At 64.2% G+C, this 13,920-nt stretch carries 11 protein-coding genes and 8 pseudogenes; 11 read left to right on the top strand and 8 right to left on the bottom strand.

Going from position 1 to position 13,920, the window contains the following annotated elements:
- The first annotated feature begins 39 nt into the window (after nt 1-39).
- Nucleotides 40-381, top strand: a complete 342-nt coding sequence (locus ACZ6CZ_RS34835) for a hypothetical protein (protein WP_469029439.1) — start codon at nt 40-42, stop codon at nt 379-381.
- Here the strand turns inward: ACZ6CZ_RS34835 and ACZ6CZ_RS34830 are convergent.
- A pseudogene (locus ACZ6CZ_RS34830) lies at nt 369-1,011 on the bottom strand (transposase family protein); the annotation flags it as partial. The gene ACZ6CZ_RS34835 and the pseudogene ACZ6CZ_RS34830 sit on opposite strands and share 13 nt — an antisense overlap.
- Before the next feature lie 418 nt (nt 1,012-1,429).
- Nucleotides 1,430-1,831, bottom strand: a complete 402-nt coding sequence (locus tag ACZ6CZ_RS34825) for a hypothetical protein (RefSeq protein ID WP_469029436.1) — start codon at nt 1,829-1,831, stop codon at nt 1,430-1,432.
- 37 nt (nt 1,832-1,868) lie between these two features.
- On the opposite strand from ACZ6CZ_RS34825, the pseudogene ACZ6CZ_RS34820 reads away from it, so the two are divergent.
- Nucleotides 1,869-2,282: pseudogene (locus ACZ6CZ_RS34820) on the top strand (transposase); the annotation flags it as partial.
- A 92-nt stretch (nt 2,283-2,374) separates the two neighbouring features.
- Here ACZ6CZ_RS34820 and ACZ6CZ_RS34815 read toward each other — a convergent pair.
- Nucleotides 2,375-2,510: pseudogene (locus ACZ6CZ_RS34815) on the bottom strand (transposase); the annotation flags it as partial.
- Nucleotides 2,511-2,650: 140 nt separating this feature from the next.
- Here ACZ6CZ_RS34815 and ACZ6CZ_RS34810 point away from each other — a divergent pair.
- Nucleotides 2,651-3,382, top strand: coding sequence for a hypothetical protein (locus tag ACZ6CZ_RS34810; RefSeq protein WP_469029434.1), 732 nt, complete (start codon nt 2,651-2,653; stop codon nt 3,380-3,382).
- A 256-nt stretch (nt 3,383-3,638) separates the two neighbouring features.
- On the opposite strand, the pseudogene ACZ6CZ_RS34805 reads toward ACZ6CZ_RS34810, so the two are convergent.
- Nucleotides 3,639-4,386 (bottom strand): annotated as a pseudogene (locus ACZ6CZ_RS34805) (transposase).
- 325 nt (nt 4,387-4,711) lie between these two features.
- Between ACZ6CZ_RS34805 and ACZ6CZ_RS34800 the strand changes: the two are divergent.
- From ACZ6CZ_RS34800 to ACZ6CZ_RS34785, 4 genes and pseudogenes are all read left to right on the top strand, one after another.
- A pseudogene (locus ACZ6CZ_RS34800) lies at nt 4,712-4,978 on the top strand (transposase family protein); the annotation flags it as partial.
- A gap of 448 nt (nt 4,979-5,426) precedes the next feature.
- Nucleotides 5,427-5,582, top strand: coding sequence for a hypothetical protein (locus ACZ6CZ_RS34795; protein ID WP_469029497.1), 156 nt, complete (start codon nt 5,427-5,429; stop codon nt 5,580-5,582).
- A gap of 162 nt (nt 5,583-5,744) precedes the next feature.
- Nucleotides 5,745-5,969 carry a DNA ligase-like domain-containing protein gene (locus ACZ6CZ_RS34790; RefSeq protein ID WP_469029431.1) on the top strand — a complete coding sequence of 75 codons (225 nt, stop codon included), beginning with the start codon at nt 5,745-5,747 and terminating at the stop codon, nt 5,967-5,969.
- 835 nt (nt 5,970-6,804) lie between these two features.
- Nucleotides 6,805-7,071 (top strand): hypothetical protein, encoded by a 267-nt coding sequence (locus tag ACZ6CZ_RS34785; protein WP_469029428.1) that lies wholly within the window; start codon nt 6,805-6,807, stop codon nt 7,069-7,071.
- A gap of 55 nt (nt 7,072-7,126) precedes the next feature.
- Here the strand turns inward: ACZ6CZ_RS34785 and ACZ6CZ_RS34780 are convergent, their stop codons facing one another.
- Both ACZ6CZ_RS34780 and ACZ6CZ_RS34775 read right to left on the bottom strand, forming a co-directional pair.
- Nucleotides 7,127-7,501, bottom strand: coding sequence for a PIN domain-containing protein (locus ACZ6CZ_RS34780; protein WP_469029425.1), 375 nt, complete (start codon nt 7,499-7,501; stop codon nt 7,127-7,129).
- Nucleotides 7,498-7,752 (bottom strand): hypothetical protein, encoded by a 255-nt coding sequence (locus ACZ6CZ_RS34775; protein ID WP_469029420.1) that lies wholly within the window; start codon nt 7,750-7,752, stop codon nt 7,498-7,500. The genes ACZ6CZ_RS34780 and ACZ6CZ_RS34775 overlap by 4 nt, the downstream gene beginning before the upstream one ends.
- Before the next feature lie 537 nt (nt 7,753-8,289).
- Here ACZ6CZ_RS34775 and ACZ6CZ_RS34770 point away from each other — a divergent pair.
- The 3 genes and pseudogenes from ACZ6CZ_RS34770 to ACZ6CZ_RS34760 form a co-directional block, all read left to right on the top strand.
- Nucleotides 8,290-8,693 (top strand): annotated as a pseudogene (locus tag ACZ6CZ_RS34770) (transposase); the annotation flags it as partial.
- A gap of 168 nt (nt 8,694-8,861) precedes the next feature.
- Entirely contained in the window at nt 8,862-9,386 is a 525-nt protein-coding gene (locus ACZ6CZ_RS34765) for a GNAT family N-acetyltransferase (RefSeq protein ID WP_469029417.1), read from the top strand.
- Nucleotides 9,387-9,469: 83 nt separating this feature from the next.
- Nucleotides 9,470-10,307: pseudogene (locus ACZ6CZ_RS34760) on the top strand (transposase family protein).
- A gap of 202 nt (nt 10,308-10,509) precedes the next feature.
- Here ACZ6CZ_RS34760 and ACZ6CZ_RS34755 read toward each other — a convergent pair.
- Both ACZ6CZ_RS34755 and ACZ6CZ_RS34750 read right to left on the bottom strand, forming a co-directional pair.
- Complete coding sequence (locus ACZ6CZ_RS34755) at nt 10,510-11,871, bottom strand: chymotrypsin family serine protease (RefSeq protein ID WP_469029414.1); 1,362 nt, start codon at nt 11,869-11,871, stop codon at nt 10,510-10,512.
- 572 nt (nt 11,872-12,443) lie between these two features.
- Complete coding sequence (locus ACZ6CZ_RS34750; RefSeq protein WP_469029412.1) at nt 12,444-12,773, bottom strand: hypothetical protein; 330 nt, start codon at nt 12,771-12,773, stop codon at nt 12,444-12,446.
- 657 nt (nt 12,774-13,430) lie between these two features.
- On the opposite strand from ACZ6CZ_RS34750, the pseudogene ACZ6CZ_RS34745 reads away from it, so the two are divergent.
- Nucleotides 13,431-13,763: pseudogene (locus ACZ6CZ_RS34745) on the top strand (class III lanthionine synthetase LanKC N-terminal domain-containing protein); the annotation flags it as partial.
- Nucleotides 13,764-13,920: the final 157 nt, after the last annotated feature.

Raw genomic sequence — 13,920 nt, 5'->3', positions numbered from 1 at the left:
TGCTCGCCGGGGTGCTCGAATCCCAGCGCAACATGATCAGTGGAAACACGAAGGACGGCGGCGCGGCCGCGGAGCGCAGGCAGCCTGCGCAGTGCCCTGCCCGCCGACGGCTTCGGCGGCGGTGCGTACATCGAGGTGCAGCCCAGCGGAATCCGCACGCGCTACGAACTGGCGCTTCCGGCAAGCGGCGTCGGAGTCCTCACCCTGTCGAACGTCTCGCTCGGTGCCGAGCTGTTGATCCCCTTCGACGGCGAACCTGTCTCGTTCCGCTTCTCGGTCTCCGAGCGGACTCATCCCTTCAACGTCGCCGTCTGCCTGTTCGGTGGCGGCGGCTACTTCTCCATGCTGGTCGACGCGACAGGCCTTTTTCATCCTGAATAGTTGCAGGTCAGCAGCGTGTGGACAGCTTGGGCGATGGTGCCGATGCGGCGGGTGGAGCATCGGGCCCGCCGGAGGATCCGCCAGGACTGCAACTGCGCGAAGGCCCGCTGCCCAGGAGCCCTCAGCCGCGCTGGTCGCGGTTGAACTGCTGGTAGTGCTCGGGCTGTTCGCTGTGGTGGTAGTAGGGGGTGCGGAAGGTGGCGCCGGCGCCCTGGTAGGCGCGGTCGGCCAGAACGAGGATCTGCCGGGTCAGGCAGGCCTGCACGATCCCGTGGCCCGGGCCGCGGTCAGATCGTGAGTGCGGCCCGGTGTCACGCGGGAGAACCACAGTGGTGTGCCGTCTGGGCGGGCGGTGACCTGCACGTTCATGCCGTGCCGGCGGTGTTTCATCGAGTAGTACGGCTCGTCCGCGGCGATGCGGTCGATGAGGATCACAGTGCCGTCGGCGATCACGTGATCACCCTCGCCCAGTCCGGTCAGGGCCTCCTGCAAGCCTGGTGTCCAGGCGGCGAGGACGTTCCGGGTCTCGTCGACGGACCGCCAGGCAGTCGCGGTCGAGACGCCGAAGCCGGCCGCGAGCTGGGCAAACGTCCCGTTCTTTCGCAGATGAGCCAGCGTGAGGAGAGCCCGAGCCGTGGCAGACGGTCTGCACCCGCTTTCGCCGCTATGCCCTCGACGGCGCCTTCACCCGGGCCCTGCAACAGATCCAGGCCCAGGCGGACGCCGCCGGTGACATCGACTGGCTGGTTCAGATCGACTCCACCATCGTCCGGGCCCACCAGCACGCCGCCGCGACCGGGCGAAAAGGGGGAGGCACCGGCAGGACGAACCGGACGATCACGCCCTCGGTCGATCCTAATGCGGGTTCGTTTTCCGCTGGTCAGAGGCGGTAAACGCGCCAACTGGGACCAGAACGCTTCGTCGCAAGCACCCGGGTGGAGGGTGTTGAGGGGTGCGGGGACGGATGGCAGGGCGTTCGCCCGGGACGAGAGCGGTTTATGCTGCGGGCGCCGGGGTCGGGGCCGCTTGTTGTGGTGCCGGTGGCGGGTTATCCGTCGTTGCGGTAGGTGTAGTTGACGTGCCATTTGGCGTTGTTGTCCGCACCGTCGCTGGCGATCTTGAGGCTCTGGGAGAGACTGTTGACCGGAACCTGGTAGATGTCGGTGTGGACGCCGAGGAACTTGGCCTTGGAGATGATGATCCTCAGGCCGGTGGTGTTCGAGGCCGGAAGCGTGAAGGTCGAGGTGCTGCGCTTGTCGCCTTCGGTGTAGTCCTGGAACAGGACCTTGCCGCTCGCATCCTCGACGCGGTATCCCTTCCACCAGGTGACCCAGTGATCGGCGCGGAACTGCACCTTGAACTTCCCGTCGTAGGAGCCGGCGGGTGCGAACTGACGGTAGATGGTGTCTCCCACCGTCTTCTGACAGGGGTTGCCGTGGTTGTCTGCCACGACAGGGGACATCTCCACGACCGGGGAGGAGCACGGCAGGATCATGGGCTACTCCATCGACGCGCGGATGAAGTCCCGCCTGGCCGTGACCGCCCTGGACAACGCGGTGGCCCGGCGTGAACACGTCGACGGGTGCATCCTGCACAGCGATCGCGGCTCGCAGTTCCGGTCCCGGAAGTTCGTCCGGTCCCTTGACCGGCACCGCATGGCCGGATCGATAGGGAGGGTCGGGGCAGCCGGCGACAACGCGGCCATGGAGTCCTTCTTCAGCCTTCTGCAGAAGAACGTCCTCGACCGCCGGAGCTTGGCCACCCGCGAGGAACTGCGGATCGCGATCGTGTCCTGGATCGAGCGGACCTATCACCGGCGCCGCCGACAAGCGGCACTCGGCCGGCTGACACCCGTCGAATTCGAGACCGTAATGACCACACCGGCCTTCCAGGCCGCGTGACCGAACCTGTCACCCGAACATGCACCAGACCCGAACGGTTCAGAGCGCGGCAGCTGGTTACTGAGATTGAACACGTGATGTCGCATGGTTGCTCAGGTGGGCTGGATGGTCAGACCGGCCTCGGCGAGGCAGCCCGTCTATGAGATCGCTGCGGAACTGGATGTGCCGCAAGCCGCGCCAAATGCGCTGGACGAGGGGTTCGGGGGTGCTGAAGGCGACACCGGAGAGCCGCATACAGTTCAATGCGGAAAGCGATTGTCCCGTATGCCTGGGAGAGCGAGCCGTCACCATGCCCGCAATGGAGTATTTTATACTCTCATTACCCGAGGAAGTTGACTGTAGGCTTCACATGAAATGAGGATCAACAAATGAATCACATACAGAAGGCTGCGGCATCTGCCGTTGCGGCAGGCGCCCTGTCTTTGTCCATGACGATGTTCTCGGCGTCTGCCGCGCAGGCTTCGACTGGGTGGTACGACATCGAGGTGCAGTTTAAATACCTGACACTCAGCGACATCCACGACTGCGACTTCCTCGAGGTCAGCGGGTGTGAGAACGTCGAGACCTACGGTGACTTCTCGCTGGTCAACGAAGACATTCCGGACTGGCATAACTACGAGCCATGGACGCCGGACAGCGCGTTCCGCGACTTCCTGAGCTCGGCTAACTGGAAGCGATCGGGAACCGCTGGTACCACCTACCCGAACTGCGACTACTGGAATCAGTGCTACCTGCTGGGTGTCTACGCGGGCGAGTACAATGTGGCGTCGGACCTAGTCTCGCGAAGCACCGCTAACGTCCCCTATGGTCTCTGCCACAGCGACGATCGAGACCAGTGCACCAACTTCGATGCGGTCACGACAGGAAGCGCCAGCAGCATCAAGATGCGCGCGCAGATCGGCAACCATTTCTCTATCGGTGCGGACTGGTGGGACCACGACGGCATGTGGGGGGACGACGCCGCCTGCGTGACCAAGGTTGATAAAATCCTGGACACTGCCCTGGCGAACACCCCGCTCTCCGCCGGTTATTTCAACGGATCTGCGGGAGCCGCCAAGTGCAAGGTGAGTTACCTCATGAGGGTCACCCGGGTCTCATAGTCCGAGTACTACGTGCGCGGCCACAAAGAGCCGCGCACGTCGCATTCGGAAACACCGCCCCAGACGCTCGGTCGATGCCCGACGGTAGATCTGCGCGGTCATTCCGCAGCCATCGGACCAGATGGCCACCGACTGCGGTGGGACCGCTACTACTCCAGCAGCGGTTCGTGTTCTGAGCTGCGTGTTGGTAGTGGCAGCGGCGGCGGGCGATGGCGCGGCGGTGTCTTCTCCAGGCCGACCATGTCAGTGAGCATTTTCAGCGTTGCCGCTCGAGGGTGAGGACGGCTGCGGCGATTGACGACATTCGATTCGGGCTGCACCGGGACTTGCGGAAGATCCGCCACGCCTTCAGTCGTGCGACGCCGCGCTCGACCGGTGCCCGTGCCGCGGACAGCGCGCGGTTGACGGATTGCTGGGTCGGCGTGAGGTCACGGTTCGGCGGGCGTCTGAGGGGCGTCGTCACCCACGGCCCGGCTCCCATGTAGGCGGTCGGCGAGGATGGGAACGCCTTGGCGTTCGCAGATCCGGATGATCCGGTGGATCCGGGCCGCGGTGAGATCGTGTGCGCGGCCCGGCAGCGTCGGTGAGATCCACGGCAGATGTCCGACCGGGTCGGTCACCACCTGCACATTCACCCCATGTCGGTGGTGCTTGTGGGAGAAGTCGGCCCGGCTGTCCCCGACCTGGTCGCACTCCGCCAGGGTGCCGTCCAGCAGGACGTAGTCCGGGTCGGCCTCGCGCAGGGCGCGCAGCAGACCGGGCGCACGGTCAGCGAGCAGGCCGACGACGGCTGTGATGTAGGCGTGGGCGGTGCCGACGGAGATGCCGAAGCCGGCGGCGAGCTGAGCGAGCGTGTCGTGCCGGCGCAGGTACACCAGGCCAACCAGGGCACGCTGGTGCGGTGGGAGCTTGCAGCGGCGGTCACCCTCGCGGGTGACCATGAGCATGGTGACCCACTCGACCAGGGCGTGGGGCAGGTCGAGTGCGGCAGAATACGGAACCAACGCGGCTCCTGTGCCAGTGGGTTGAGACTTCGAACACCTCCCCCCAACGGCACGGGAGCCTCGTGCGTTGCGGGCATCGATCCCTTCATCCGATCAGTGGCCACGCTGAAAGAGCTCAGTGTCTGGGTGAGGGGGTCGTCGATGGCACGAGGGCGGGGCAGGAGAGCGTCCAGGAGCCCCCGGATATCCGCCATGGAGAGCGGGGTGAGGGCCACGTCCGCTGGAGTGGTGTATTGACAGCCACTCGGTGATCTCGTCTGAGGCTAATGGGATGGTGCACGGTAGGCGGTGAGGCGTCAGGCTCCTGATCGTCGATCATGGTCGTGTGGTGGGGAACGCGTCTCGTGAAGTGATCGTCAGCGATCGGAGGATCACGGGCCTGTCGGCTGGCGTGATCGCTGAACTCGTCGCTGAGGTAGGGCCGTTGTGGCACGAGCGACACCAAGCCAAGCTCGAGTCCAGGCCACGGAAGCGGGCTGTGGGCGCGGGTGCGAAGCACCGGCTGGTGTTCGTCGACCGGCTCCTGGCCACGCTCGTGCATCTGCGCCATGCCGTCACTCATGGCGTGCTGGCCTGCTGGTTCGGTGTGGACCGCTCCACCATCACCCGTGCCATCGGCGAGGTGCGGCCCCTGCTCGCCGAGCGGGGGTGCACCATCAGCCCGGGTGTGCGGCTGCGGACACTGGCCGAGGTCGTCGACCACCTGGGGACCAGCGGGAAGACCGGCATCATCGCCGGAACCGAGATCCGCGTCCGGCGGCCAGGCGCAAGGACCGGGACAAGTTCATCTCCGGCAAGAGCAAGCAGAACGCGGTCAAGAGCATGGTTGTCACGGACGGCAACGGTCGCGTTTAGGGCTGGTCAGGCCCCTGGACGGCGGGCCCGCACTGGAGATCCTCGCGGATGCCGGCTACCAGGGCCTGGGCGCCCAGACCGGCGGGCGCGTGGTGACGCCACCGCACCGCAAATTCAAGAAGAACGCCCCGGACTGGTAAGAGGAGACGCACGAGCGGCAACGCAAGGCGCACTCCTCACGTCGTATCCGCGTCGAGCACGGCATCGCGCATTTGAAGAACTGGCGGGCACTGGCCCGCCACCTCGGACGCCGCGAGCACATCAGCGACATGGTCCAAGTCGTTGCCGGCCTGCTGTCCCACCAGCAGACTGCGGACCTGACCTCGGCACGACAGATGTGAACACTGATCCCCACCGCAGTCCTCGACGCCTCACCGCCTACCGTGCACCAGCTCGTTGGAGGAAGGCCGTCGGTGAGACGGACGTGGTAGCCCATATAAACGGCGAACTGGATGTATGGGATGCCGCGGGCCGCCTCGCGTTCGAGCGGTTGCAGAACCGGCTTGCCCAGCGCGGTGCGGGGGCCGGCCCGGGCGGCACAGGAGTGGCCGGCCCACTTCGTCGCGTTCGATCTGCTGCGGCTGTCCGGGACGGACACGACCGGGTGGCCGTACCGGCGGCGCAAGGCCGCACTGGAGTCCGTGTTCGCCGCCCACCGGCTGTCGGCGCCGTGGGCGCTGTGTCCGTCGAGCACCGGGGCCGACGTCGTGGGCGAGTGGCTGACGTAGGCGTCGGTCGGGATGGAGGGGGGTCTTCAGATCGCCTCGCGGACCTTGTATTTCTGCCAGCCCCTCACCGACGGGCGGTGGACGTCGTTGAGCCTCCAGTCGGCGCGGTCACCGGCTCCTCGGCCGCACCCCGCACGCTGCTGCTCGGCCGGTACAACGACGGGACTTCAGCACAACGGACGCAGCGCGACCCTTGCCCGGGCAGCCGGTGCTGCGGCCGGCGGCCTGCTCACCGCGACGCTGGGCAGGCACCCGTGGACGGGGTGGACGTTCTCTGCCGGATGGGGCAGCCGGGAGGCGCCGTCCGTCACGCTGGTCGAGCCCGATCTGGGGGCGCAAGTCGGTATCGACGTTGCCCGCGAGGTCGGCGGCCAGTAGCGGCATCCCGCACGTTTCCACCGGACCACCAGACCCGACCTCACCCCCGCCGACGTCCCTCGTTGGACCCCACCGCGCTGGCGGCGGCCAGGGCTCGACGTGCGCGCGAGCCGGCATGGTAGAGGGCTCTGGTCCTCCCCCGGTTCGGGGCGGGCAGAGCGCAGCGCGTCGCAGAGCGGCAATCATGGCCGCTCGAGGGGCGGACGTCGGCGACGGGCCCGTTTGCGGTGCTTGCCGACGATGCGCTCGGCTTCACCGGCGCGGGGGGACTCAATGTCGCAGGCATCCGGACGGTGCAGCAGGATCACCATGTGCGGACAGCCGGCCTTCCGCCTCTCGCCGGACGGCGTTGGCGAGCGCCCGCGGATCGCGGCGCTTTGCATGGCCAGACGGGCTTGTCGCGTGGTGGTGACTGGAATGCGTTGAATTGCATGATGGACGGACACTGGCCCCTGTCTTGTGGCGACGCCCCCGGCTCTGGCCTGCGCCCTTTCACCAGGCCGTCCTCGACGAGCACACCGCACTGCACGCCGCACTCGCCCGGCTACGAGAACAGACGTCCGACGAAGATCACGCCTACTTCGTCGACATCGCCCACCTCATGGCCGACATGCCCCTCGATCAGGCATCCGGAGCCCGGTGGCCCGACGGTGAGCAGCACACGCGCAACCACTTGCGTGGCCTGGTGCTCACCCGCCAGGCCCACCTGCCCACCGGGCGATGACCAAAGAAGGAGGCCGTTTCCTGCGGGACACGGCCCCCGCCCGAGGCGGCGCGGGTCAAGTGGGGTTCAGCGGAGTGATGCCGGTACCCGCGTACAGCTCGGGTTCCAGCGACAGGACCGTGAGCGGCTCTCCCGCCTTCACCGCGTGCCAGGCGATCGCAGCAGCATGGGCCACCGGCCAGTCCACGTTTTTCCAGTCCATCGCATCCACGGCATGAGCTGCGGTGAACGGAACGTTCTCTGCGAACCGCAGAGATGCCGCGTGCTTGCCAGCGCCCGCAACCTGCCGCTCGGCAGCAAGCACGGCAAGGGAAGGGATGATGACACGACCGGATCCTCGCGAGGCCTCGATGTAGAGGCCAGTGAAGAAGGAGTCCGCGCGGTACAGAGCGGCCAGAGCCGTGTGGTCCAGGACGGCCGTCAGGTTCATGCGGCGGCGTCGCCCTGATGGGCGCGGATCTTCGCCCAGGCGTCCTGGCCGACCTGCTGAACCTGCTCGGTGTACTCAATGCCGAGCTCACGGGCGGCCTCAACAGCACGCTGCTCACGCTCGGCTTCCGTAAGCTCGCGGGTGGCGAGCTCTTCCAGCAGCTCGGTGATGGTGGTGCCGCGCTCGTCGGCGAGGATACGCAGCCGGTTGCGCACTTCCTCGCTGGTCTTGATGCTCGTCGGCTTGCTCATGCTGGCGATTCTACCGCCGGTAGAATCGCCGGGGAAGTGCCATCGAGCCGACACCGCTGCCAGCTTCGGTGATCAATCAGTCCATGTACGCCATTGCGATACGCCTTCCCCGATCGTCCAAGTCGTCGGTCAACTGGTATCTCCCACCGCCGGCCTCACGCAGCACCTCTCCTTCCGTCTCTTCGGTGGTGAGAGCCCGCCCGTGCGGCGGGTCCTACATCAAGATCACTTCTGCCATGGCGCGAACCGTCCGAGGGTCTGTTCCATAGCGTCGCGGGCACGGCGGCGCACCACGTTCCCCGCGACCACCCCCGTTCGTTTCATCAATGCCTTGAGCCACCTCTGGGGCACGCGGTCCTCCAGGAGCTTGAGCGTGCCGACTGGCAGCTCACCGAGCGGGGGCTGGGACCGTGGGGGCGGATCTACCGCCCCGCCCCGGGTGGCCGACGGCAGTACGCGGCCTGCCGGACCCAGGCGGGCGGGAACGTAGAGCGCCCGTACTGTCCTGCACGGCCAGACGCGACCGAGGGGGCCGTCGTGCTGGTCACGGCGGCAAGTGTGCAGGATTCCCCCGCCGGCGCCCGGCTGCTGGACCAGGTCGCCGCTGACCATCCCGGTATCCGCAAGTGTGGGTCGACGGTGGCTACCGTCAGCACCTCGTCGAGCATGCCGCCGTTCTCGGTATCGACATGGAAACCACCGCCCGCAAGCCCGGGACCAGGGGTTTCGCCCCGATCCCGAAGCGGTGGGCAGTCGAACAGACCTATGGCTGGCTCATGCTGCGCCGTCGACTGGCCCGCGGCTACGAGGCTCTGCCCACCCGCTCCGAAGCCGTGATTCACATCGCTATGACCGACCTCACGGCCCGCCGCCTCACCGGCGAGAACACCATTTCCTGGCGCGACCCGACACCGCAGACCAAACAGCGAATCCCGGGATAAAACACTGGGGAGAAAACGACCTCTGAGGCACGCCTGACCTGGGCCTTCATTATCCTCATGCCCCGCAGGCTCACTCGCGAAGGATCCGGAGGGACTGGACGAGCAATCTTGACACCGTCTCGCCGACCGTTGATAACGTTCGCCTATCGACCAACTGACGGAGCAACAGTGCAAATTGAAACAAAACCGGAACATGAAATCGATGCACGAACGCATGAAAAAATCCAGGAGTTGCTTGGCGCCTGCTTTCCTGAATACCCTTCACGCAGCTACTACAAACAGCTTCCTCATTGCAGGTGTCTCGCATGGGAACATGGCAATCTAGTTGCCCAGGCGGGACTCGATCACCGCATGATCCGCAACGGAAGCGCGGCGCTCCGAATTTTTGGCATTATAGATCTTTGCGTTGCCACGCCGGCGCGGTCTCGTGGGATTGCCAGCCAGCTCCTGATTGAGGTGGAGGCCACAGCGCGCTCTTCCCGGGCCGACGCGATACTCCTATTCGCAGATGACCCACGAGTCTATCTCGCCAACGGATATGTAAAAGTGGCCAATCATGCAAAATGGCTCATGATCAACAATCACGAAACACTCGGGGTAGCAGAAAAGCCTCTTGGCGAGATGATGGTGAAGGTGTTGTCAGGGGAACCGTGGGGCGAAGGCGTTGTCGACCTCCTCGGCTATCTATTCTGAATGAACCGTTTTCATCCTGCTCTGCGGGGGTGGTGCTGCAAGTCCGCGAGGTGGTGTGACGAGGCGTGGCTCCTGGTCGTTGCATGGTGTTCTCTGCGTACCACGCTTCGTCCGAGGAGCCTCGCTCGGTCCCGTATCGTGCCACGCTCGACGTTCCGCATGAGCTGGTTGAGCATGCTCATGGCTGATCTATGCCCGAAGGTGTGAACGCGGCATGCGGTGGCGCAGGCTGGGCTGTTTCCACCAGGCTCTGCTGGCGCTGGTGCACCTGCGCAAGAACAAGACGCTGCCCCAACTCGCCGCAGGGTTCGCGATCTCCACCGCGACCGCTGGCGGTACGTGGACGAGACCCTCGAAATCCTGGCCTCCTGGGCGCCCGGCCTGCATGAGGCCCTCGTCGGCCTGGGCGAAGGAGACTTCGTCATCGTCGACGGCACGCTCACCCCCATCGACCGCATCGCCGCGGACGAGCCCGTACTACTCGCGGAAGCACCGGAAACACGGCATAAACGTCCGGGTCGTCGCTCGTCCGAACGGCACCCCGCTCTGGTTCTCCCGCGCGATGCCGGGCAGGATCCACGACCTGACCGCGGCCCGCGCCCACGGCATCGTCCCCGCCTGCCTGACCCGGCAGATCCTCGTGCTCGCGGACCGCGCCTACCAGGGCGCCGGCGCACCTTCCGCACCCCGTACTACCACCACAGCGAGCAACCCCGGCACTACCAGCAGTTCAACTGCGACCATGCACGACTGAGAGCCCCCGGCGAACGCGCCTCCGCTCAACCCAAGACGTGGCGGCTACTACGGCGAGCCCGCTGTTCCACCCGCCGCATCCGCACAGCCATCCAAGCCGTCCACACCCTGCTGACCTGCACAAAGGCCTCCCCTGCTATCCGCAGCCAGCCGTCACCCGATCGGTGACCGTTCCGAAGATCCAGAAACGATTTGAGTTCAGGCTCGTTGACTGTGTGAGTGAGCCTCTTTCATCCTCGGCTCGGCACGATGCCTTGAGTAGCTCTGACCTGCGGTGATGTTTTGGATCTTCACCCCTGGGACTCCAGGATGAAAGAGGCTCAGTAGTGACTGAGGGGCCGTTGGTGTACCACGCCCACCAAACGTAACCTCAGTATGTCAGCACAGGGCCATAGAGCGATTCGACATGGTTAATGTCGGTCATCCATCCTCGCCAATGACACTTTCGACCTGTCGTAATTCCATGGCAGTTAACAACTGCTGCATCGTCACCCATACTGATCACACCACGTGCATAAGCCTTGCTACCATCGGCGGACAGTTCTTCGACTGGCCCACCGCTATCACCCGGTCCCCAAATGCCTTCACCTGCTACATGTTCCACTCGTACTAGGAATTTGATCGAGGTTCCACCATAAGTCTCATCCAAGCCCTTGACTTTCGCATTGCACACGGTGCCCGAATACGAGCCACTGCTGCAAACATAGTCGCCTATAAAATTCTGATGGGATCCAAGAATCGATGTCCCCCACTGGGCACTCTTGTTGAGCGGATCCCCGTTGTAAATGGCTGTACTGTAGGTATTGGCGACTGGCGTTCCTGTGCCGCCGGGCACGTGAAGAATGGCAGCGTCATACCCTACCCCTCCCCACTGCTCAACTGCCCAACCATAGTCCACTCCGCCTGGCGTGGTGTACATATTTGCCGTCGCCGAACCAGCCGAAAATCCATTACAATGAGCTGCTGTGACCATCCTGGGCTTTGACTTTGTTTCCTTGTCGGTCACGGTAAAAGCGCTGGTGCAGCCGCCGATGTTCGCACCGCCCCAGAACGGTCCGACATCATGCCACCGATCCCAACTTCCTGTCAGGGATGACGTAGGGGGTACAGCCGAATAGAGCGGTTCTTCGGCGGGGTCGACGCCGGTTTCGATTACGGTGGTGGTTTGGGCAGCAGTGATGGCAGGCAGAGCTAAAGCATCATCGGTGTCACCCATCACAGATACCCGCACGCCGCTGGCATCGGGCATTGGTCCAACCATTGTAATGCGGACCTGGCCGGTGTCGTTTTCTGAGAATTTGGCCTTGGAGGCGATCTCTTCGGCCGCGGCAAGAAGCTGCTGCTTGGTGTAGTTGGCGGACAGCATCTCGACGCCGATGCCGGAGGCCCTTGCGGCTGCAATAACGTTTATCACTTCGGCGGGCACCTGACCGTGCCAATATAATTTCAATGAAAGCGTTTCAGGAGAGACAACGACTGACCCAAGGCCCTTGTTCGTCAGTTGCTCGTTTACTTGCGTCACTTGCTGTGCCACTAGGTCGACCTTGCGCTGGTTATCCAGCACTTCGCTCCATGAGGAAAAACCTGTCGGCAGGCCACCCGTCGTGACCGCCTGGGGTGTTCCCGGGAGTTTATCGCTTTCATCGGCCTGAGCCGGGATGGAGGTGGAGATGAAAGCTGCAGCCACTAGGGTAATTGCGGGCACGAGGCGCATTCTGCTTGTTTTCTTCATGACGGGCATCCGATCGGGAGAGGCAGATGGTATCGTTTAGGCAAATGTAAATATTTGCGTTCTTTGAGTCAGTGGCTGCAATCCCAAGGAGGGTTCGCATACTCGGCGGCATACTTCACTAACTGCACTAAGCTTTGTGATCAAAAACGACAAGGGCCTGGGTAAAGCTCGCTCGGGGCTTGCCGAATCTGAAGTGCTTTGCTTCTATTTTTATGCGTCGTTGGATCTTTCGACATTGTTGCGTTGGAAGGTGATCCTCGTTGGTCACATGAAAATCCGCTGGGTGCAATCGCTAGAGGGCCTGCTTGTAACCCGGCGCGCATCTGGACTGGCATGTCAACGTTAACGGCATATTCTAGCATCTGATGAAGTTGATATTGAGTATGTTTTCCTCATTTCTCAGGCTTCTGTTGGCTTTCGATCGCCATCTCCACCGCCAACCCCCACGACAGCCACGCCCTCATACCGCTGGTCCGCGGCCTCGCACCCATCCGTTCCCGTCGTGGCCCGCGACGCCGGCGCCCCAGCAATCTGCACGGCGTTCGCTCGTTCCGATGCTCACCGCGGTGTCTTCACTCTGACGCGGTGATCCACAGTCCTCCCGGGATGCTGCCGCCGCGGAGGACAGCGAGGCAGGAACCGAGGTAGGCCGCGATGGTTCCGGCGAAGGCGACGTGCCACATGAATCCCGCGTCGACCGAGTAATTCCCTGTGCTCAACCAGGTGAAGGTGCCCAGGATCACCTCGAGCACCGAGAGCATGGCGATCGAAATCCCCCAGGGCATCGTCGGTATGCCGATCAGGAGGACAAGGAAGCGCAGGTTCGGGTAGCCCCGGTGGACGACGGCGATCAGCAGCACGACCAGCGCCGCGACGACGTACGCCTGAGCGAGGCGTTCCATCGCAGCCAGTCGGCGATGGCCTGGACGGTGTGACTCATGTGCTCGCGGCGGCCGGACTGGCGGGTCAGGGCCCGCCAGTTCTTCAAGTGGGCAATGCCGTGCTCGTCCTGGATGCGCCTCGAGGAGTGAGCTTTGCGCTGGTGCTCATACATCTCCTCGTTACCAGTCCGGAGCATTCTTCTTGAACTTGCGGTGGGGTGGTGTGATCATCCGACCATCGGTCTGGGCACCCAGGCCCTGGAAGCCGACGTCGGGGAGGATCTCCCCCGCGGGGCCGTCAGCCAGAAGCCACCGGCATAGCGCAGCGATCATGAGCTGTCACTCCCCGACGACAACAAGAAATCCTCAGTGGTCGTCGACTTCGACATGCAATGCACGGCGGTAGAGCGCCCCAGGCGCAGCCGCTGACCAGGCACAGGCTGTGGAAGATCGCGGAGTGGCTGATTCTCTTGTCGAGGGTGCGCCCGCGGGGCCGGGGAACGCAGAACACGCCTGATGAGACGCTGTCCCCGGCGACCGTGTCCTATGTGGTCATCGCTTGTTCAGTTTTGAGTGCTCCTTACTTAGTCGACCCGGCATTCAGCCCTCGATCATTGGATACGCAGACCCCTCCAGCCGGGATCCGACGTCTCGAAGAAGCGACAGCAGGAGCAGCGTGTGGACAGCCGAACGCCTACGGACACCGAGTTGCACACGGCCGACCGCACGGTGCTGGAAGTCATCGCCCGTGACGTGGTCAACCGCCGCGGCGCAGAAGGGTGGACGGTCCGGCCTCAGGAGTTCTGGTGCTACATGGAGCCTCCAAGCCGGGAGCGCCGTACGCAGGGGTGGAAGCTACATGTGTCGGCGACGCCCCTGTCGGCGCCGCTCGTCCTCGCTCGCGCCGCGGAAGTCCTGGTGGCCCGAAACTGCCACTTCAAGTTTGCTGCCGCTCTTGAACAGGTGGGGATCCTGGTCGCGGGCGACGTGAGCCGTGGCAACGGGGGAAAGTTCATCACCGTCTATCCACAGAGCGATGAGGAATTTCGGTCTGTGGCTGAGGAACTTCACTTAGACCGTGTCCTACGTGGTGAGGCGGAGAAGTCGCTTGTAACAGCAGAGGGCGGCGGCGAGGCCGAGAAAGGCCAGGTAGTTGCGGGGGTCGCGC

It is taken from the genome of Streptomyces sp. NPDC041135 (assembly GCF_055592085.1).
This window is presented reverse-complemented; position numbering and strand designations above follow the sequence as displayed.

Bases quoted from the DNA above. Each gene is read 5' to 3' on its own strand.
- ACZ6CZ_RS34810 (WP_469029434.1), top strand. From the start codon at position 2,651: ATGAATCACATACAGAAGGCTGCGGCATCTGCCGTTGCGGCAGGCGCC.
- ACZ6CZ_RS34780 (WP_469029425.1), bottom strand. From the start codon at position 7,501: ATGAACCTGACGGCCGTCCTGGACCACACGGCTCTGGCCGCTCTGTAC.
- ACZ6CZ_RS34775 (WP_469029420.1), bottom strand. From the start codon at position 7,752: ATGAGCAAGCCGACGAGCATCAAGACCAGCGAGGAAGTGCGCAACCGG.
- ACZ6CZ_RS34755 (WP_469029414.1), bottom strand. From the start codon at position 11,871: ATGAAGAAAACAAGCAGAATGCGCCTCGTGCCCGCAATTACCCTAGTG.
- ACZ6CZ_RS34750 (WP_469029412.1), bottom strand. From the start codon at position 12,773: ATGGAACGCCTCGCTCAGGCGTACGTCGTCGCGGCGCTGGTCGTGCTG.